The organism is Pseudomonas sp. NY15374, from assembly GCF_048068255.1.
GTDB lineage: Bacteria > Pseudomonadota > Gammaproteobacteria > Pseudomonadales > Pseudomonadaceae > Aquipseudomonas > Aquipseudomonas machongensis.
On the sequence record NZ_JBLUPZ010000011.1, the window covers coordinates 76,368 to 96,679 of the forward strand.

Consider the following 20,312-nt stretch of genomic DNA (forward strand, 5'->3'; position numbering starts at 1 on the left):
GACCAGGGACATTTCGGCCAAGTCTGCGCAAGGTAGTGCGCCGGAAGAATCGCTACCGACAAATACTTACTTCAGGAATTTCTGAACTATCGCGACGAAGGCGCGGTAGACTCTGACGGATTTCCACTCTGCGGAACCTGTGCGCCATGGCCTCATCGCTGCCCGACCTGAAACTGCTGCGCATCTTCGTCAGCGTGGTGCGTCACCAAGGTTTCGCCAACGCCCAGCGTGACCTCAACCTTTCCACGTCGGCCATCAGCACCTACATGAGCCAGCTGGAAAGTGCCCTGGGCCTGGTGCTGTGCCACCGCGGCCGTGGTGGTTTCAGCCTGACCAGCAAGGGTGAGCTGTTCCACCAGGAGACCTTGCGCCTGCTGGGCGAGCTCGATGGTTTCGAGCAATACGCTGCGGCGCTCAAGGGTGAGCTGCGCGGCACCCTCAACCTGGGGGTGATCGACTCCACCGTCGGCGATCGCGCGCTGCCCCTGGCCGAGGCGATCGGCGCCTACAGCCAGGAGCACCCGGCCGTGCACTTGCACCTGTCGGTTTCCAGCCCTTACGAGCTGCAGCTGGGTGTGCAGGACAACCGCCTGGACCTGGCCATCGGCGCCTTTTCTTCGCGCATGAGCGGCCTGGTGTACCAGCCGTTGTACCGCGAGCAGCACTGGCTGTACTGCAGCAGCCGCCACCCGCTGTTCAACGAGCGGCGCATTCCGGCGCAAGTCATCACCCAGCAGCGCATGGTCGGGCGCGGTTACTGGAGCCAGGCGGAGCTGGCTCGTCACGGCTTCAAGCACAGCGCCGCGACCGTGGAAAGCATGGAGGCGCAGTTGATCCTGATCCTGTCCGGTGCCTACATCGGTTACCTGCCCGAGCACTATGCCCAGGCCTGGGCCGACAAAGGTGATCTGCGGGTGTTATCGCCGTCTACCTTCGGCTACCAGGCGCCATTCTCTTTGATCATCCGGCGTGGGCGCAGCCGCGAACCGTTGATCCAGACCTTCCGCGACCTGCTCAAGTCGCAATTGAATGTGGGCTGATCGGCATTGCCGAAAACACATTCCGTCAGGTCGGGAACTTTTCTTACAAATGCTGATCTCGCACGTGAAAAAGCTCTGCTAAACCTTTACTTGCTTTGATGAAATTTCCCTCTCATCTACACAAGCAAGGACCGCCCGAGATGCGCACGAATCTGCCCGTAACCGAGCATGAAAGAACGTTCTCCAGCGAGCAGCGGTTGATTTCCACCACCGACCTGAACAGCCGGATCACCTACTGCAACGATGCGTTCGTGGCAATCAGCGGATTCACCTACGACGAGTTGGTGGGGCAGCCGCACAACCTGGTGCGCCATCCCGACATGCCGCCGTCGGTGTTCGGCCATATGTGGGAAACCATCAAGCAGGGCAAGCCGTGGATGGGGGTGGTGAAGAACCGCGCCAAGAACGGCGATTTCTACTGGGTCAGCGCCTATGTCACGGCGGTCTACGAGAACGGCCGCATCAGTGGCTACGAATCGGTGCGTTCGGTGCCGACCCGCGAACAGATTCGTCGTGCCGAAGCGTTATACGCACGCCTGCGGGCCGAACGCTCGCCAGTGCCCTGGGCGGCGCGGCTGGCGCATGGCCTGGGGACTGGCTGGCCACTGGTGGGTGCCGGGCTGATTGCGGCGGCAGGCTACCTGTGGCTACCGCCCTATGCGGCGCTGGGCCTGCTGATGGTCAGCCTGTTCAGTGCCTGGTACCTGATCGAGCACCGGCAGAACCAGGCCATCCGCCGTACCCTGGCCGAGCATCCCAAGGCCTTCACCAGCCCGCTGGTTGCCCTGACCTACAGTGACAACCCCGGTCTGCGCGGCCAGCTCGACCTGGCGATCATCAGCGAAGAGGCACGTCTGCAGACTGCGCTCACGCGGCTGGTGGACGCTGGCGTTGGGGTCAAGTCTCGGGCCGCACAGTCAGCGGAACTGTCTGATGCCCAGGCGCAGATGCTCGACCGGCAGCGCAGCGAAACCGACCAGTCGGCCACCGCCATCGCGCAGATGGCGGCGACCATCCAGCAGGTCACCCATAACGTGCAGAGCACCGCCCATGCGGCCGGCGATGCCGACCAGCTTGCGCAGCAGGGCAGTGACCTGGCCCAGCAGAGCCTGCGGGCCATGGGCAGCATGAGTGAGGCGGTGAACGACATCGGCCAGGCGGTCAATGCCCTGGCCGAGCAGACCCAGTCGATCGGCAGTGTGGTGGATGTGATCACCTCGATCGCCGAGCAGACCAACCTGCTGGCGCTCAATGCCGCAATCGAAGCGGCGCGTGCCGGGGAGCAGGGCAGGGGCTTTGCGGTGGTGGCCGACGAGGTGCGTTCGCTGGCCCAGCGCACCCGCACCTCCACCGAGGAAATCCACCAGATCATCGCCTCGCTGCGGGCCGGTGCCGAGCGTGCGGTGAGCAGCGCCAGCCGCGGTGAGCAGATTTCCCGCGACAGCGTGCACAGCGTCGAGGCGGTGCAGTCGGCACTGACAGGCATCGTCCAGGCGGTGAGCCGCATTACCGGTATGAGCCAGCAGATGGCGACTGCGTCCGAGCAGCAGAGCCATGTGGCGGAGGATATCAACCAGCAGATCGTGCGCATTGCCCACCTGTGCGACGAAAGCGCTGGGCAGGCGAAGCAGGGCGCCGAGATCAGCCAGGACCTGGAGCGGATGGCGGAGTACCTGCATAGCCTGGCGGAGCGGTTCAATCGTTAGAGGGGATGGCGACGCCGACAAACCTGCTCCTGCCAGGTACTGCGATCTGCTGTAGCAGCCCCTGCATCCTGTGTAGCTGCACAGATCCTGGGGCCGCTGCTCGGCCCATCGCGGGACGAGCCCGCTCCCACAGGACAGCGCCGCATTCGAGGCGCGTGGTGCTGTCCTGTGGGAGCGGCGGTTCGGCGTCCTGACTTGTCCCGCGAATGGCCCGCAAGGCGGGCCCCGATTTCCGGCATATAGCCCCGGCATATGGCAAAATCCCTCCGCCAACGGAGACCCCCATGCCCAGACCCCGCTGCGAGCGCTGCCAGCGCCCGCTCGCCCATTGCCTCTGCCCACTGATCCCATCACTCGACAGCCGCACCCGCGTGGTCCTGCTGCAGCACCCCAGTGAAACCAGCCACGCCCTGAACACCGCCCGCCTGGCGGCTTTGGGGCTGCGCAATGCCGAACTGTTGATTGCTGAGGTCTTCGAGGATCTGCCCGCACTGCTGGCCACTCCCGGCTATCGTCCGGTGCTGTTGTTCCCGGGCGAGCAGGCCGAGGTGGTGTCGGCCTATGGCGAAGGCGATGCGTTGCCGTTGCTGCTGATCGTCCCAGACGGGACCTGGCGCAAGGCACGCAAGTTGCTGTACCTCAACCCGCTGCTCGAGGAACTTCCGCGGGTGACGCTCGGCCAGCTCCAGCCCTCGCGCTACCGACTGCGCAAGGCGCCGGAGGCAGGTGCGGTGTCGACCATCGAAGCGGTGGTGCAGGCGTTGAATGTGTTGGAACAGCCAGCGAATTTCGATGAATTGCTCAGGCCGTTCGAGGCGTTGATCGAGGGGCAGATCAGCGCCATGGGGGCTGAGACCTTTGCTCGGAATCATGGGGGAGAATGATGGTCACCACCAATCCCAAGACCCTCACCGCTCGCGCATCGCCTCGGTCCGGGCCTTCATCACCGGCTTGAGCAGGTAATCCAGCACGCTCTTCTGCCCGGTGATGATGTCCACTGTCGCGGTCATCCCCGGGATGATCAGCAGCGGCTTGTTGTCCCCGCCCAAATGGTTTTTCTCGGTGCGCACCTGGATCAGGTAGAACGCATTGCCCTTGTCGTCGGTGACGGTGTCGGCGCTGATCAGCTCGAGCGTGGCCTTGAGCCCGCCATAGATGGTGTAGTCGTAGGCACTGAACTTGACCATCGCCACCTGCCCCGGATGCAGAAACGCCACGTCCTGCGGGCGCACCTTGGCTTCGATCAGCAGGTTGTCCTCGATTGGGACGATCTCCACCAGGTCGCTGCCGGGCTGGACCACGCCGCCGATGGTGTTGACCTTGAGCAGCTTGACGATGCCCCGTACCGGCGACACCACGGTGGTGCGGTTGACCCGGTCGTCGATGGCGATGCTGGTGGCGGTGATCTTCGACAGTTCCGTGCGCTTGTCGTTGAGCTCCTTGGCGGCGTCCGAGCGAAAACTTGCATCGGACTCCTGGATCTTGCTGCGAATCTCGGCGATGGCCGCTTCGGCGCGAGGGATGGCCAGGTTGGTCGCGTTCAGTTGGCCGCGGGCTTCGACGCTGCGCTGCTTGAGGCGCAGGATCTCCACCGGCGAAATGGCGCCCTTGCTCACCAAGGGTGACGACATGTCCAGCTCCTGCTGCAGCAGGCCAACGGCCGAACGGTACTGCTCGACCTTTGAGCGGAATTCGGCGAGTTCCTGGGTCTTCTGCCGCAGTTGTTCGTTGAGCGTCTGCTTCTCGCTGGCGAGCCGGCGCTGGCGTGATTGATAGAGGGCGATTTCGTCTTCGGCCACCTGCGGTGCCTTGGCGCGGACTTCGTCCGACAGCGCGAAGGGGCGCCCTTCTGCCTCGGCCGACAGGCGCTCGACCTGTGCGGTCAGGGCATAACGGTCGGCTTCGCTCTCGCCCTTGTTCGACTTGAAACGGGTGTCATCCAGGCGCAGCAGGGTGGCGCCCTTGTCGACCATCTGCCCTTCGCGCACGAAGATCTCGGTGACGATGCCGCCTTCGAGGTTCTGGATCACCTGCACCTTGCTCGAGGGGATGGCCTTGCCTTCGCCGACCGTGACCTCGTCGAGCACGGCGAACTTTGCCCAGACCAGGGCCACCAGCAACAGCGCTGCTGCCAGCCACACCGTGATGCGCGACAGGCGCGGCGAGTCCTGCAGGGTGGCACCTGCCAGCTCCGGCATGTAGTCGCGCTCGGCATGCTTGTCGGCGCCGGAGAGCTGGCTGCGCACACTATGGCTGAGGGGCATGTCTACCTCCGATGAAAACCACGGTGCCTGTGGCAGCGCCGTCCTTCACGTCGTTTACAGGGCTGCGCCGATACGGCCTTTGCGCAGGGCGTCGATCACCGCGTCCTTCGGCCCGTCGGCCACCACCTTGCCGTTGTCCAGTACCACCAGCCGATCCACCAGGCTGAGCATCGAGCTGCGGTGGGTGACCAGCAGTAGGGTCTTGCCGGGCACCCAGGCCAGCAGGCGTTGGCGCAGTTGGTCTTCGCTGCTGTTGTCCATGTGGCTGGTGGGTTCGTCGAGGATCAGGATCGGCGGCTCCAGCAACAGTGCACGGGCCAGCAGGACGGCCTGGCGCTGGCCGCCGGAGAGCAGTTGGCCGCGCTCGCCCAGCGGGCGGTCGAAGCCCTGCGGGTGTTGGCGGGCCAGTTCGCTGACTCCGGTCAGCTCGGCGACTTCGAGCATGCGCGCATCGCTGACGTGGCGTGCGCCCAGGGTCAGGTTGTCGCGCAGACTGCCTGCCAGCAGGGGCATGTCGTGGGCGACATAGCCAAGCTGATTGCGCAGGTCGGCGATATCCAGCTGGCGCAGGTCAAGGTTGTCCAGCAGCACCTGGCCTTCGTCAGGGTGATGAAACCCCATCAACAATCGCCCGAGCGTGCTCTTGCCCGAACCGCTGCGGCCGATGATGCCGATGCGCTCGCCGGGCTTGATCGACAGGTTGATATCGTTCAGTGCCGCGGCGACCTGACCGGGATAGCGGAACGTCACGTGGCTGATGCCCAGGCCGCCTTGCAGCACCGTATGCTCCAGCGCCTGCTGACCGGGTTGGCGCTCCTGCGGCAAGCTCATCAGTGCGTCGGTGCTGCGCATGGTCAGTTGTGCTTGTTGGTAGCGGGTGATCAGCCCGGCGATCTGGCCCAGCGGCGCCAGCACCCGGCTGCCGAGCATGTAGCAGGCGACCAGCGCGCCCACGCTGAGGCTGCCGGCGATGATCGAATAGACCCCCGCGACGATGGTGGCCATGCCGCAGAACTGCTGGATGAACAGCGTGCCGTTGCTGGCCAGGGCCGACAGGTTGCGGGCATGGGCGTCGAGACGGGCGATGGCGCCGTTGGTGTGTTCCCACTGGTATTGGCGCTCGCTTTCGGCGCCACAGGCCTTGAGGGTTTCCAGGCCGCCAAGGGTTTCGATCAGCAAGGCCTGGCGCACGGCGCCGAGGCTCAGGCTTTTCTGCACCGTGTCTCGCAGGCGTATCTGGATGAACAACGCCACGCCCACCGCCAGGGGGAAGGCGACCAGCGGGATAACCACCAGCCAGCCGCCGAGCAGGCCGATGACCAGCAACATCAGCACCACGAAGGGCAGGTCGATGATGCTGGTCAGGGTCACGGCGGTGAGGAATTCGCGCAGGCCCTGGAAGTCGTGGATGCTCTGGGCGAAGCCGCCGATGCTGGCCGGACGTGCTTTCATGGCCATGCCGGTGATGCGTTCGAAGAGCGTGGCCGACAGGATCAGGTCGGTCTTCTTTCCGGCCTGGTCCAGCAGGTGTGCCCGGACCATGCGCAGCACCAATTCGAAGGCGGTACCGATGAACAGGCCGATGACCAGCACCCACAGGGTCGAGAGGGCCTGGTTGGGCACCACGCGGTCGTAGGTCTGCATCACGAACAGCGGCACCATCAGCCCGAGCAGGTTGATCAGAAGGCTGGCCAGCAGGGCATCGCTGTACAGCGACCGCGAATGCTTGAGGGTGTCGCGAAACCAGGCTTCGACCCGTGGCAGCAGTGGCGTACGCAGGTCTTCAAGGGTATGTCGCGGGCGGGCGAACAGGGCTTGACCGCTGTAGGCCTGCTCCAGCGCCTGGCGCTCGACCCATTGCTCGCCACCGTCGGCCTCGCACGGCAGGATCAGCGCCCGTCCATCTTCGTTCCAGCGTTGCAGCACGGCGCTGCGTCCATCGCCGAGCAGCAACAGTACCGGCAGGTTCAGTGTATTGATGGCGCTCAGTTCGCGGCGCAGTACGCGTGCCTGCAGGCCGGCGCGGGCGGCGGCGCGGGGCAATAGTTCGAGGCTCAGGCGCTGGTCGGCCAGCGGCAGGCCGGCGCACAGGCTGGCACGGCTGGCCGGGCACCCATGAACCTTGCACAGGATCAGTAGGCCATCGAGCAACGGATCATCCGCAGCCAGGGTGGGCTGCGTGCTTTGCATACTGGTCACGATGGCCTACTCCTGCCGCGGTGGACGGGAGGCGGCTGCAGAGGTCTACAGCCGCCTGATGCAGGGCCTAGCGCATGTCGGGCAACTGCGCCTCATTGCGTACGTCGGTCTTGGCGATGGCTTCCGGTGGCAGTGAGATGCGCTGCTTGCTCAGCAACTCGCCCATGGTCGCCAGCACCCGGTACATGGAGAATTCTTCGGTGTAGCGCACCTCGGTGTAGCGGCGGTTGGCGTTGTACAGCTCGTTCTCGCTGTCGAGCACGTCGAGCAGGGTGCGCTGGCCCAGGCCGAACTGGTCCTGGTAGGCACCGCGTACGCGTTGAGTGGTCTCGGCGTATTCGCGGGCGCTAGGGGTCTGCTTGCGCGCGTTGTTCATGGCGTTCCAGGCCAGGCTCAGGTTCTCGGTGAGCTCGCGCAGGGCGTTGTTGCGGATGTCCATGGCCTGGTTGATCTTGTGCGCATCGGACTGCAGGCGCGCCTTGTCGCTGCCGCCACGGAACAGGTTGTAGCTGAGCTCGACGCCGGCTTGCCAGTCGTTGTTGCTGTGGCCGCGCTCGCCGCCCAGGTTGTTGTTGGCGCCGGTGGCCAGTACTGCGTCCAGGCGTGGGTAGAACGGCGACTTGGCCACTTCGTACTGTTTCTCCGCCGCGTTGACATCGGCCTGGGCGGACTTGAGGTACGGGTTGTTCTCGCGCATGCCCTGGCGGGCTTCGTCGAGGGTGCTGGGCATCTGGATCTTGATCGAGGTCGGCGTTTCCAGTTCGTCGGGCTGACGTCCGATGACGCTGTAGAAGTTGGCCTCGGCGTCGGCCAGGTCGACCTCGGCGGTGTCCAGGTTGTTTTCCGCCAGGGCGCGACGGGCGCGGGACTGGTCGAGGTCGGCGGTGCTGCCGACACCGCGTTCGCTGCGCAGGCCGATCTGGTCGTTGACGCGCAGGTGCGCCTGCAGGTTGTTCTTGGCCAGGGTCACCAGCTCACGGCGCTTGAGTACTTCCAGGTACACCTCGATGGCGCGCAGGGCGACATCCTGGGCGATGGCCTGGGTGTAGTACGCGCGCGAGGTGGCCACCGATTCGGTACGCCCGACTTCGTTGGCGGTGTTGAAGCCGTCGAAGATCATTTGCCGCAGGCGCAGTTCGGACTGTGTGTAGTTGAGGGTTTCCTTGTTGTGATTGCGCGTGCCGTCGGGGTTGATGCCCCGCGTATTGAGGTTGTCCGAGCGCTGACGGCCATAGCCGGCCACCAGATCGACCGTGGGGAAGTAGCCTCCGCGCGCGAACTTCACATCCTCATCGGCCGACAGCTTGCTGTTGCGATTGGAGCTGATCTGAGGGTGGTAGTCCACGGCGCTCTGGACAGCCTCGGTGATCGACATCGCCTGAGCGTTGGCACAGGCCATGGCCAACAGAATCGCACTGGTGATGGGGGTTAACACGCGCATGGGGTACTTCTCCCTGGTCTTTAAAAAGATCCTGCTATTCGCCAAAAAAATGACGAAAAATTGAGTTGAAACCGTTTCAGGTTTGTAACAACAGAGCTAAGAACATTTAACGGGCGAGCTAAGAAGATTTTTTCATAAGGTCTATGCGAAAAAAAACTTATGCGGTCTAAGCAAACCGAGACATTGTTCTATTCAAGCGCTCGGGTAAATCGGCTGCAGTACCTGATTTCCGGGCTTCTGAGAAAGTTCCAGATTTTTTGCAGCTAAGGACCCTGGAGAGGACAACAACGGCGGATTTTGGCGACAAAAAATTGGCATTAGAATAATGGCCAATTACCACTACCGCACGTGTTGAGCTGTCTTGGTGAAGGCGATTTCTCACCCTTGTGACAGACGCGAGACCCGCAAAGGATCGCTTCCCGCATTACCTGGCCTGTCCGCCACTGCAGAAAGCCAATCGGCAGGGGAGGCGTGCGTTCATGGCTAAATCAATTGGCGTGGTCAGCAAGGTCATAGGCCAGGTATTCGCGGTGGGCAGCGATGGTGCCAAGCGCCTGCTGGTGGAGGGCGACCGCCTGTTCGCTGGCGAGCAACTGGAAACCGGGGCCGCCGGTGCTGTGGCCGTACGTTTGCACAACGGCGCCGAGCTGACGTTGGGACGAGGCAGCAGCCTGGAGATGACCCCGGACCTGTTGGCCAACCGAGCTCCCCACGTACATGCCCCTGATACGCTGCCCAGCCAGGCGCAGCTCAGCGATGTCGAGCGCCTGCAACAAGCCATTGCCGCAGGTGCCGACCCGACGCAGGAGGGCGAGGCACCCGCCGCCGGGCCTGGCGCCAATGGCGCGCCCGGGGCCTTGGGCGGCGGGCACAGCTTCGTGTTGCTGACCGAAGTGGCCGGGCGGGTCGATCCGACCATCGGCTTCCCCACCGCAGGCTTCAACGGTATTCCGGAACTGGCCAACCGCTACATCGGTACCCTGGATGTCGACAACAACGCAGGGCCGTTCGGTCCTCCGGCCATTCCCCCGATCAATCCCCCTGTAAATCCGCCTGTAAATCCGCCTGTCACACCGCCGGACAATCCTGTGACCCTGCGCGGGCTCGACCTGAGCCCCGCCGAACTGACTCTCAACGAAGCGAACCTGCCGTTGGGGTCGGCCAGCAACCCGGCGGCCCTGACCCAGTCCGGCAGCTTCACCGTGGTCGCGCCGGATGGTGTGTTCAACCTCAGCGTCGGTGGTATCAACGTGGTGACTGCCGGGGTGGTGACCGGCGTGGGCCAGTCGATCACCACGGGCCTTGGCAACATCCTCACGATCACCGGTTACAACCCGTCCACGGGCGTGGTCAGCTACAGCTACACCCTCACCGGCGCCGAGCAGCATCCGGACGGAGCGGGCAGCAATGAACTCGGCGAGCATTTCCCGGTGCTGGTCAGCGACACGGATGGCGATGTGGCCAGTGGTTCGCTGGACGTGATCATTCGCGACGATGTGCCCACGGCGGTCAACGACACCAATGCGGTCACTGCCACCGAGCAGCACACCCAACTTACCGGCAACGTGCTGGACAACGACGTCCAGGGCGCTGATCGGGTGGTCGGCGGCCCCGTGGTAGCCGGTACCTACGTCGGAACCTACGGCACCCTGGTGCTCGCTGCGGACGGCTCCTACACCTACACGCTCAACCCCGAGGATGCGGACTTCAAGAACCTCAACGGTGGCGGACATGGCGTCGAGACCTTCACCTACACCCTGAAGGATGCGGACGGTGACACCAGCAGTGCGACCCTGACCCTGAACATCACCAACCTCGACGATCCGGTAACGCTCGGTGGTCTGGATGTGAAGGGCGGTGAACTGACGGTCTACGAGAAGCACTTGAGCAACGGCAGTGCGCCGGACAACACCGCCCTGACCCAGAGCGGCAGCTTTACCGTCAGTGCACCGGACGGCCTGCAGACCCTGACGGTCGGCGGTATCAGCGTGGTCAGCGGCGGCCTGGTGGCGGGCTTCCCGCAGTCGATCACGACCGCGCTGGGCAACACCCTGACCATCACCGGCTACAACCCGACCACCGGCGTGGTCAGCTACAGCTACACCTTGCTCGGTAACGAAGGCCATCCCGTGGGCGAGGGCACCAACAGCCTGAGCGAGCATTTCAGCGTGATCGCCCAGGACACCGATGGCAGCAGCGCCACGGCCACCCTGGATGTGAACATCGTCGACGACGTGCCCCAGGCGCAGCCCGATTCGGCCAGCGTGGTGGAAGGTGGCACGGTCAGCGGCAATGTGCTGCTCAACGATCAGTTGGGCGCCGACCAGGCTGGCACCAGCAATGTGGTGGTGGGCGCGCGGGCGGGGTCCGATACCTCGACCTCGGCCATCGGCAATCTCAACACCGCGATCGGTGGCCTGTACGGCACCCTGACCATCGATGCCGCCGGCAACGCCACCTACCATGCCAACCCGAATGCCGTGGCGCCGGCCGGCGCCACCGATGTGTTCGTCTATACCATTCGCGACACCGACGGTGACGAAAGCACCACCACCATCACCATCAACGTCAAGGACTGCTCGCTGATCGCCGGGCCTAACGATGGCGTGACGGTGTACGAGAAGGCGCTGGATCTGGTGAAGGATGGTAATGACCTGGCGCCGGGTACTGTCACCGGCAGTGCGCCGAGCTCCACCGGCGAAACCGCCTCCGGTAGCCTGGCGGGTTCGGTGAGCGGTGGCATTGGCGCCCTGACCTATACGCTGGTGGGCAACGCGGTGGGCCAGTATGGCCAGATCCAGCTCAATGCCGATGGTTCCTACACCTACACGCTGACCTCGGCGCCGAAATCGCCGGATAACGTCAATGATGGGCCGAACAGTCTGACCGAGAGCTTCACCTACGAGGTGAAGGATTCGCTGGGCAACTCGACCACCAGCACCATCGTCATCACCATCGTCGACGACGTGCCCAAGGCACACAGCGATTTTGCCAATGTCTTCGAGGGCGGCACGGTCAGTGGCAACGTACTGGTCAACGATGTGTTCGGTGCCGATGTGGTGGCCGATGGCAAATACGTGGTCGGGGTTCGCGCAGGCGGGGACACTTCCACGTCGGCCATCGGCCAACTGGGCGTCCAGGTGGTCGGTCAGTATGGCTACCTGACCCTCGATGCCCAGGGCAACGCGACCTATCACGCCAACCCCGACAGCGTCACGCCGCCCGGTGCCACGGATGTGTTCGTCTACACCCTCCGCGATGCCGACGGTGACGAGAGCACCACCACCATCACCATTGATATCCACGACTGCTCGTTGGTCGCGACGCCTGATGGCGGCGTGACGGTGTACGAGAAGGCGCTGGACCTGGTGAAGGATGGCAATGATCTGGCGCCGGGTACCGTCACCGGCAGCGATCCGCATTCCCCAGGCGAGACGGCCTCGGGCTCGCTGGCCGGGTCGGTGAGTGGCGGTATCGGGGCGATGACCTTCACCCTGGTGGGCAACGCCACCGGACAGTACGGGCAGATTCAGCTCAATGCCGATGGTTCCTACACCTACACCTTGACCTCGGCGCCGAAATCGCCGGGCAACGTCAACGACGGCGCGAACACGCTGACGGAGTCCTTCACCTACCAGGTGAAGGATTCGCTGGGTAATTCGACTACTGGCACCATTGTCATCAGCATCGTCGACGATGTGCCCAAGGCGCACTGCGATGTGGCCAGCGTGACTGAAGGCGGTGTGGTCAGCGGCAACGTACTGGACAACGACATTGTCGGCGCCGATGTGCGGGGGGACGGCCAGTACGTGGTCGGCGTGCGTGCCGGCTCCGACACCTCGACTTCGGCGATTGGCCAGGTCGGCAGCCAGGTCATGGGCCAGTACGGCTACCTGACCGTCGATGCACAGGGCAATGCGACCTATCACGCCAACCCCAACAGCGTGTCCCAGGCCGGCGCTACCGACGTGTTCGTCTACACCCTCCGCGATGCCGACGGCGACGATAGCACGACGACCATCACCATCAACGTGCACGACAGCAAGCTGGTGGCCTGCGAAGACAGCGAAGTGAAGGTGTATGAAAAAGCACTGGACCTGAACAAGGATGGCAACGACCTGGCGGCAGGCAATGTCACCGGCAGCGACCCGCACTCGACAGCGGAAACTGCATCCGGCAGCCTCGCGGGCTCGGTGGGTGGGGGTGTGGGCGCACTGACCTTCAGCCTGGTGGGCAACGCCACGGGGCAATATGGGCAGATCCAGCTCAATGCCGATGGCTCCTACACCTACACCCTGACCTCTGCACCGAAAACGCCGGGCAACGCCAATGATGGCGCGAACAGCCTGACCGAGTCCTTCACTTATCAAGTGACGGACGCCGTAGGTAACTCGACCACCAGCACCATCGTCATCACCATCGTCGACGACGTACCCAAGGCCCATTGCGATGTGGCCACCGTGACTGAAGGTGGTGTGGTCAGCGGCAATGTGCTGGACAACGACATTGTCGGTGCCGATGTACGGGCAGATGGTCAGTATGTGGTCGGCGTGCGCGCAGGCTCCGATACTTCGACTTCGGCAATTGGCCAGCTTGGCAGCCAGGTCATGGGCCAGTACGGCTACCTGACCCTCGATGCCCAGGGCAATGCGACTTATCACGCCAACCCTGACAGTGTGTCCAAGGCCGGCGCTAGCGACGTGTTCGTCTACACCATTCGCGATGCCGATGGTGACGAGAGCACCACGACCATCACCATCAATGTGCAGGACAGCAAGCTGGTGGCCTGTGAGGACCGTGACGTAACCGTGTACGAGAAAGCGCTCGACCTGGTCAAGGACGGTAACGACCTGGCGGCGGGCACGGTCACGGGCAGCGACCCGCACTCAACGGCGGAAACCGCCTCCGGCAGCCTGGTGGGATCGGTCGGCGGGGGTGTTGGTGCATTGACCTATAGCCTGGTGGGCAATGCTGTCGGCCAGTTCGGGCAAATCCAGATCAACGCCGACGGCTCCTACACCTACACCCTGACCTCGGCACCGAAAACGCCGGGTGGGGCGGACGATGGCGCCAATCGAGTCGTCGAGTACTTCACCTACAAGGCCACCGATTCACTGGGCAACAGTGTCACCAGCAGCATCGCCATTTCCATCGTCGATGATGTGCCCAAGGCCGTGTGCGCCGAGCGCAGCATCACGCCCGGCCAGGTGGACTCCAATATCCTGCTGGTGATCGATGTCTCCGGCAGCATGAACTTTGACTCTGGTGTGCAGGGGCTGAGCCGTCTGGCCTTGGCCAAGCAGGCGATCAACGCCTTGCTCGACAAGTACGACGACATGGGCGATATCAAGGTGCAGATCGTCACCTTCGCCACCGGGGCCTGGGTCAAGACGCCGGTCTGGGTGTCGATCGCCGAGGCCAAGAGTATCGTCGCCGGTCTGAGCGCAGACGGTTCGACCTACTACGACTCCGCCGCGTCCAAGGCGCAGGAAGCCTTTGTCACCAGCGGCAAGATCGCGGGGGCGCAGAACATCAGCTACTTCTTCTCCGACGGCGTGCCCACAAACGGCCATTCGATGACCGCCGTGCGCGAAACAGCCTGGGAAAGCTTCCTCGACAACAACGGGATCAAGTCCTACGCCATTGGCCTCGGCACCGGGGTGAACCAGGCCAACCTCGACCCGCTGGCCTACGATGGCAGCAGCCATGTCGACACCGACTCGGTGGTGGTCACCGATCTGAGCCAGCTCAGCGCGGTGCTGTCCGGCACGGTACAAGGTGCGCCGATTACCGGCAGCCTTATGAGCGGTGGCCACTACGGTGCCGATGGCGGCTTCATCAAGGCGCTGCTGGTCGATGGCACCACCTACACCTTCGACCCGAAAGCCAACGCCGGCCAGGGCGGCTATACGGTCGCCGGTGGCCCGGACAAGGCCAGTTTCGACACCACCGGCAATACCCTGTCGATCAAGACAGCGCTCGGTGGCACGCTGCTGGTGGACATGGACACCGGCGAATTTACCTACACGCCGCCAAAGGACAGCGGCAGCAGCCAGGTCGAGAAATTCGGCTTCACTGTCAGCGACAACGATGGCGACACCAGCAGTGCCAGCCTGGTGGTGAAGATCAACAGCAACAGCGCCCCGGTGGCGGGGGCCGACCACATCATCACCAACATCGCCGGTGCCAGCGTCACCGTACCGGCCGAGGCGCTGCTGGCCAATGACAGCGATGCGGATCACGACCACCTGAGCGCTGCGCCCATCACCTTCAACACGGGCTTTGCCGACAAAGGCGCGGGCTTCACGGTGGGCAGCCAGGTGCAGACGCTCAAGTTCGACGGCACCGTCAACAAGCCCGAGAACCAGCTCAAGGACCTGGCGCGCAGTGACTTCACTGCGATTTCGGGTTCCATGACGGCGGCCTTGGTGATTGCTGGCTACCTGGGTTCGATCAGCACCGGCAATGCCAATGATGAGGACACATTGACCGTAACCCTGCGCAAGGGTGAAAGCCTCAGCCTCGACCATGACCGCCCGGCAGGCAACCTGATGCTGGAATGGAAGGATGCCAATGGCAACTACCAGCCCATCGCCGACGGTGGCAGCTTCACGGCCAGCCACGACGGTGTGTACAGCATTCATGTGATCAACAGCGAGAACGCCCTGGGCAACAGCAAGGCGGCGGAGAACTACAAGCTGAGCCTGGTGATCGACTACAGCCATGCCGAAAACGAGGTCTACCAGGGCAGCTACACGCTCAGCGACAACCATGGTGGCAGCGCCTCCGGGGCGGTGGACATCACCTATCAGGCAGGTCACACCTTGCAGGGCACGGCGGGCGACGATGTACTGCTGGCGGGCAATGGCGATGACACTTTGAACGGTGGTGCCGGTCACGATGTGCTGGTGGGAGGGGTGGGGAACGACGCCCTGTACGGCGGGGAGGGAGATGATCTGCTGATCGGTGGCCCCGGCAACGACCTGCTGGACGGTGGGCCAGGCAATGACACCGCCAGCTACGCGTCGGCCACTGCCGGGGTGACGGTCGATCTCGGCCATGTCGGTGCGCAGAACACCGGCGGTGCGGGGCTCGACACCTTGGTCAGCATCGAGAATCTGATCGGCTCGGACTACAACGACACGCTGATCGGCAACGATGGGGACAATGTGCTCAGCGGTGGCCTGGGGGACGACATCCTCATCGGCGGTGGCGGTAACGACATCCTCATTGGCGGGCCAGGCAACGACACACTCACCGGCGGCAGCGGCAACGATACCTTCGTCTGGCAGAAAGGCGACACCGGGCACGACCGGGTGACCGACTTCACGCCGGGCAGCGACCGGCTCGACCTGTCGCAATTGCTGCAGGGCGAGAACGCCACGGCGGCGTCACTGGATGACTACCTGCACTTCAAGATCAGTGGCAGTGGGGTCAATGTGGTCTCGACCATCGAGGTCAGCAGCGTGGCGGGCGCTGCGGCGACCCAGACCATCGATCTTGCCGGTGTCGACCTGGCCCAGCATTACGGGGTGACGGCGGGAGCGGGAGGCATGATCGCGGCGGGGTTCGATACCGCGACCGTCATCAACGGCATGCTCAACGATCATTCGTTGAAGGTGGATACCGTGTGACGACCGGGCTTGCCTTCTGTAGGCGCGTGTTCAGGGCAGGCGCAGGGTCTTCTGCTTGAGGATGTAGAGGGTGACCAGTACGGCACTGGTGAGCATGAAGGCCCTGGCCCAGAACAGCGGCACCAGATAGCACGACAGCCCGATGCTCGCCCACATCAGGCCGATGGCGTAGACCTTGCCCTTGAGCGGGATACCGTCGCCGTTGAGGTAGTCGCGAATCCACGGTCCGAGCCTGGGGTGGTTCACCAACCAGTCGTGGAATCGTGGTGAGCTGCGGGCGAAACAGGCCGCCGCCAGCAGCAGGAAAGGGGTGGTGGGCAACACCGGCAGGAAGATCCCCAGCACCCCCAGCTCGACACTGAGCCAGCCGACGGCCAGCAGCAGGTAGCGCACCACTGTGAATCAGTGGTGGCGCGGCTTGAGCAGGGCTGGTTTTTCGTCCGGCGCGTGCAGCAGCAGGAACAGCGCGCTGAGTGCCTCGGGAATCTGCACGACCATGTCGTCCTGCAGGTTGGCGTTGCTGGCGATGTCGGCGAACTCAGGTTGCTCGTCGAACAGACCCGAGCCAACCATGATCGGCAGCAGCATTTCGCTGACTTCCTCTTCGGCGTTCTCGAACCAGGCCTCTTCACGCAGGAACACGCCTTCCATGAAGCCGATGCACCAGCCGCGCAGGTCGGAATCGTCCGGCTCGTCGGTCAGGTCCAGCTCGCAGGGCAGGTCGAACTCTTCGTCGCTGGCCAGCTGGCGAGCGATGTGGCCCTTGAGGGCCACCAGCGTCGCTTCGATCTCGGTGCGCTGGGCTTCGCTGGCGTAGTGAGGTTCTTCGGCGAAAAGCGCGTCGATCCATTCGCGCTCGGGGACGTCCTCGGCACAGATCGACAACGCGGTCAGGTAGCCGTGTGCGGCGACGTAGTCCAGTGCTTCCTCGTGCAGCTCGTCGGCGTCGAGGAAGGCTTGCAGGCGGGTCAGTTGCTCGGCGAAGGACATTACAGGGCTACCTTGGGGAATAAACGATAGTGAATTCTAGCACCTTGCAGCCTTGGCGGGGCAAAGGGAACGTCTGTCACCGTAGCCTGCCGCAGAGCAGGGCAGTCGGGTATACTCCGCGGTTTTTCAAGCCAGCTGGCGTTTCTGCGCAGCCCGGCAAAAACCGCTTACGCATTCGGTGTGCGCGCGGCGGATTTATCGTCCAGCCTGTGTCCAGGATGGTACGGCGATTTGGAGTGGCAAATGCTCGAACAGGCTCAGCGCGTCCTCAAGGATATCTTCGGCTACGACAGCTTCCGAGGTCGCCAGGCGGCGATCATCGAATGCGTGGCCAACGGGGGCGATGCACTGGTCCTGATGCCCACCGGTGGTGGCAAGTCGCTGTGTTTCCAGGTGCCAGGCCTGCTGCGTCCGGGCCTGACCGTGGTGGTGTCGCCGCTGATCGCGTTGATGGACGACCAGGTCGCCACGCTCGACGAGCTGGGGGTGGCCGCGGCCGCGCTGAACTCGACGCTCAGCCCCGAGCAGCAGCGCGACCTCGCTGGGCGCCTGCGCCGCGGTGAGGTGAAGATGCTGTACCTGGCGCCTGAACGCCTGGTGCAGCCACGCATGCTGGAGTTCCTGCGCGACCTGGATATCGCGCTGTTCGCCATCGACGAAGCGCATTGCGTGTCGCAATGGGGGCATGATTTCCGCCCCGAGTACCTGCAACTGGGCCAGCTTGCCGAACTGTTCCCGCATGTGCCGCGCATTGCCCTGACCGCCACCGCCGACATGCGCACCCGTGAGGAAATCGTCCAGCGCCTGCATCTGCAGGGCGCGGAGCGTTTCTTGTCGAGCTTCGACCGGCCCAACATCTTCTATCGCATCGTGCCCAAGGAGTCGCCGCGCAAGCAACTGATGGCGTTTCTCGGCGAGCGGCGCGGCAACGCCGGCATCGTCTACTGCCTGTCGCGCAAGAAAGTCGATGAAACCGCCGCCTTCCTCTGCGAGCAGGGATTCCCGGCACTGCCCTATCACGCTGGCCTGGCTGCAGAGACCCGCTCGGCCAACCAGCACCGCTTCCTCAACGAGGAAGGGCTGATCATGGTCGCCACCATCGCGTTCGGCATGGGCATCGACAAGCCCAACGTGCGTTTCGTCGCTCACCTGGACCTGCCCAAGTCGCTTGAGGCCTATTACCAGGAAACCGGTCGGGCCGGGCGTGATGGCCTGCCTTCCGATGCCTGGATGGCCTATGGCCTGCAGGACATGGTGATGCTCAAGCAGATGCTGCAGAACTCCGAAGGCGATGAGCGTCACAAGCGTATCGAACAACACAAGCTCGACGCGATGCTGGCGCTGTGCGAAGAGACGCGCTGCCGGCGCCAGTCGCTGCTGGCCTACTTCGATGAGGTGCTCGAGCAGCCCTGCGGCCATTGCGACAACTGCGTCGACAATGTGCAGACCTGGGATGCCACCGAGCCCGCGCGTCAGGCGCTGTCGGCCGTGTTTCGCACTGGCCAGCGCTATGGGGTCGGCCATCTGGTCGATGTCCTGCTGGGCAAGGATACCGAGAAGGTACGTAATTTCGGTCACGAGAAACTGTCGGTGTTCGGGGTCGGCAAGGCGTTGGGCGAGCACGAATGGCGATCGCTGTTCCGTCAGCTGGTTGCCCGCGGCCTGGTGGACATCGACCTCGAGGGTTATGGCGGCCTGCGTCTGTCCGACACCTGCCGGCCACTGCTGCGCGGCGAAGTGAACCTGCAATTGCGTCGCGATCTCAAGCCGCAGACCGTGGCCAAGTCCTCGGGCAGTGGCGGCGGCAGCCCAGCCAGCCAGTTGGTGCGTGCCGAAGAGCGCGAGCTGTGGGAAGCGCTGCGCACACTGCGCCGCAAGCTGGCGGAGGAGCACAGCGTGCCGCCCTATGTCATCTTCCCCGATTCGACGTTGCTCGAGATGCTGCGCAGCCAGCCCACCAGTCTCAGCGACATGGCCCAGGTCAGCGGCGTGGGGGCGCGCAAGCTGGAGCGCTATGGCCAGGCGTTCCTGGAAGTACTCAACGGCGCCGGCGGCACCGAGGAGGCGCCGAAGGTGGTGCTCGACCTGCGGCACGAACTGGTCAGCCTGGCCCGCGCTGGGATGACTCCGGCGCAGATCGCCGGGCAATTGAACTGCAGCGAGAAGAACGTCTACAGCCTGTTGGCCGAGGCCATCGGGCGCCAGGAGCTGAGCCTGGAGCAGGCGCTGGACTTGCCAGAAGAATTGATGATGGAGGTGCAGGACGCATTCCTCGACGGGGAGGGTGAACTGCCGCCGGTTTCGGCCATCGCTCCGCAGTTTGGCCAACGCGTGCCGGAAGGGGTGCTGTATTGCGTGCGGGCGGCGCTGGCGGCGGAGTTCGAGCTTTGAGGCAGCAGTGCCTGTTGCCGCAAGCGTAGGGTGCCGCTGACAACGCCGGGTATCCCGGCCATTCCTGACCTTTGTCATTCTTTTTGTCGATTATCGGACCTTTCCCACTCGTCGAGCCTTGCCTGATACCCCGGGGCATGATTAGCTGACTAATAATTAGTTCTATCGATCGAGTTGCTTATGCCCCTGACCGACAACCAACACCGCTTCGGCATGCAGCTGGCCCAGATGTCCCGGGGCTGGCGCGCCGAACTGGACCGCCGCCTGGCTGGGCTGAACCTGTCCCAGGCCCGCTGGCTGGTGCTGCTGCACCTGGCCCGTTTCGACGAATCGCCGACCCAGCGCGAGCTGGCGCAGAGTGTCGGCGTCGAAGGCCCGACCCTGGCGCGTCTGCTCGACAGCCTGGAAAGTCAGGGGCTGGTACGGCGCCAAGCGGTCATGGAAGATCGGCGGGCGAAGAAGATCCTGTTGTGCCCGCCTGCAAAACCGCTCATCGATCAGATCGAAACCATTGCCAATGCCCTTCGCGCCGAACTCTTCACGGGCGTTGATGAGGCGGATCTGGAGGTGTGCATGCGTGTGCACGCGAAGATTCTGGGCAATCTCGAGAAGTCCTGACCCCCGCACCACGCTTGGCGGTACAAGAA

General features: G+C 63.8%; 11 protein-coding genes. 6 read left to right on the top strand and 5 right to left on the bottom strand.

Annotated elements, in window-relative coordinates:
* Positions 1–146: 146 nt before the first annotated feature.
* The 3 genes from ACNFHO_RS21475 (at position 147) to ACNFHO_RS21485 (ending at position 3,630) form a co-directional block, all read left to right on the top strand.
* Positions 147–1,040, top strand: coding sequence for a LysR family transcriptional regulator (locus tag ACNFHO_RS21475; protein WP_054893274.1), 894 nt, complete (start codon positions 147–149; stop codon positions 1,038–1,040).
* 140 nt (positions 1,041–1,180) lie between these two features.
* Positions 1,181–2,746, top strand: coding sequence for a methyl-accepting chemotaxis protein (locus tag ACNFHO_RS21480; protein WP_063543770.1), 1,566 nt, complete (start codon positions 1,181–1,183; stop codon positions 2,744–2,746).
* A 284-nt stretch (positions 2,747–3,030) separates the two neighbouring features.
* Positions 3,031–3,630, top strand: a complete 600-nt coding sequence (locus ACNFHO_RS21485; RefSeq protein ID WP_414155025.1) for a tRNA-uridine aminocarboxypropyltransferase — start codon at positions 3,031–3,033, stop codon at positions 3,628–3,630.
* Between the two features lie 24 nt (positions 3,631–3,654).
* On the opposite strand, the gene ACNFHO_RS21490 is transcribed toward ACNFHO_RS21485, so the two are convergent.
* From ACNFHO_RS21490 to ACNFHO_RS21500, 3 genes are all read right to left on the bottom strand, one after another.
* A complete protein-coding gene (locus ACNFHO_RS21490; RefSeq protein ID WP_063543774.1) occupies positions 3,655–5,010 on the bottom strand; it encodes an HlyD family type I secretion periplasmic adaptor subunit in 1,356 nt (451 codons plus the stop codon).
* 54 nt (positions 5,011–5,064) lie between these two features.
* Positions 5,065–7,200: a type I secretion system permease/ATPase gene (locus ACNFHO_RS21495; protein WP_416767365.1), complete on the bottom strand. Its 2,136-nt coding sequence runs from the start codon at positions 7,198–7,200 to the stop codon at positions 5,065–5,067.
* A 76-nt stretch (positions 7,201–7,276) separates the two neighbouring features.
* The gene (locus ACNFHO_RS21500; protein ID WP_054893269.1) at positions 7,277–8,650 is read right to left on the bottom strand and encodes a TolC family outer membrane protein; all 1,374 of its coding nucleotides are present in this window, start codon (positions 8,648–8,650) and stop codon (positions 7,277–7,279) included.
* 479 nt (positions 8,651–9,129) lie between these two features.
* Between ACNFHO_RS21500 and ACNFHO_RS21505 the strand changes: the two genes are divergently transcribed.
* Positions 9,130–16,284, top strand: coding sequence for a retention module-containing protein (locus tag ACNFHO_RS21505; protein WP_416767299.1), 7,155 nt, complete (start codon positions 9,130–9,132; stop codon positions 16,282–16,284).
* Positions 16,285–16,314: 30 nt separating this feature from the next.
* Here ACNFHO_RS21505 and ACNFHO_RS21510 read toward each other — a convergent pair whose 3' ends face one another.
* Both ACNFHO_RS21510 and ACNFHO_RS21515 read right to left on the bottom strand, forming a co-directional pair.
* Complete coding sequence (locus ACNFHO_RS21510) at positions 16,315–16,677, bottom strand: YbaN family protein (RefSeq protein WP_416767301.1); 363 nt, start codon at positions 16,675–16,677, stop codon at positions 16,315–16,317.
* A gap of 9 nt (positions 16,678–16,686) precedes the next feature.
* Positions 16,687–17,274: a YecA family protein gene (locus ACNFHO_RS21515; protein WP_054893267.1), complete on the bottom strand. Its 588-nt coding sequence runs from the start codon at positions 17,272–17,274 to the stop codon at positions 16,687–16,689.
* 243 nt (positions 17,275–17,517) lie between these two features.
* Here ACNFHO_RS21515 and recQ point away from each other — a divergent pair, with 243 nt between their 5' ends.
* Together recQ and ACNFHO_RS21525 are read left to right on the top strand one after the other, a co-directional pair.
* Positions 17,518–19,665: a DNA helicase RecQ gene (recQ, locus tag ACNFHO_RS21520; RefSeq protein WP_151924192.1), complete on the top strand. Its 2,148-nt coding sequence runs from the start codon at positions 17,518–17,520 to the stop codon at positions 19,663–19,665.
* Between the two features lie 180 nt (positions 19,666–19,845).
* Entirely contained in the window at positions 19,846–20,283 is a 438-nt protein-coding gene (locus ACNFHO_RS21525) for a MarR family transcriptional regulator (RefSeq protein ID WP_054893265.1), read from the top strand.
* Positions 20,284–20,312: the final 29 nt, after the last annotated feature.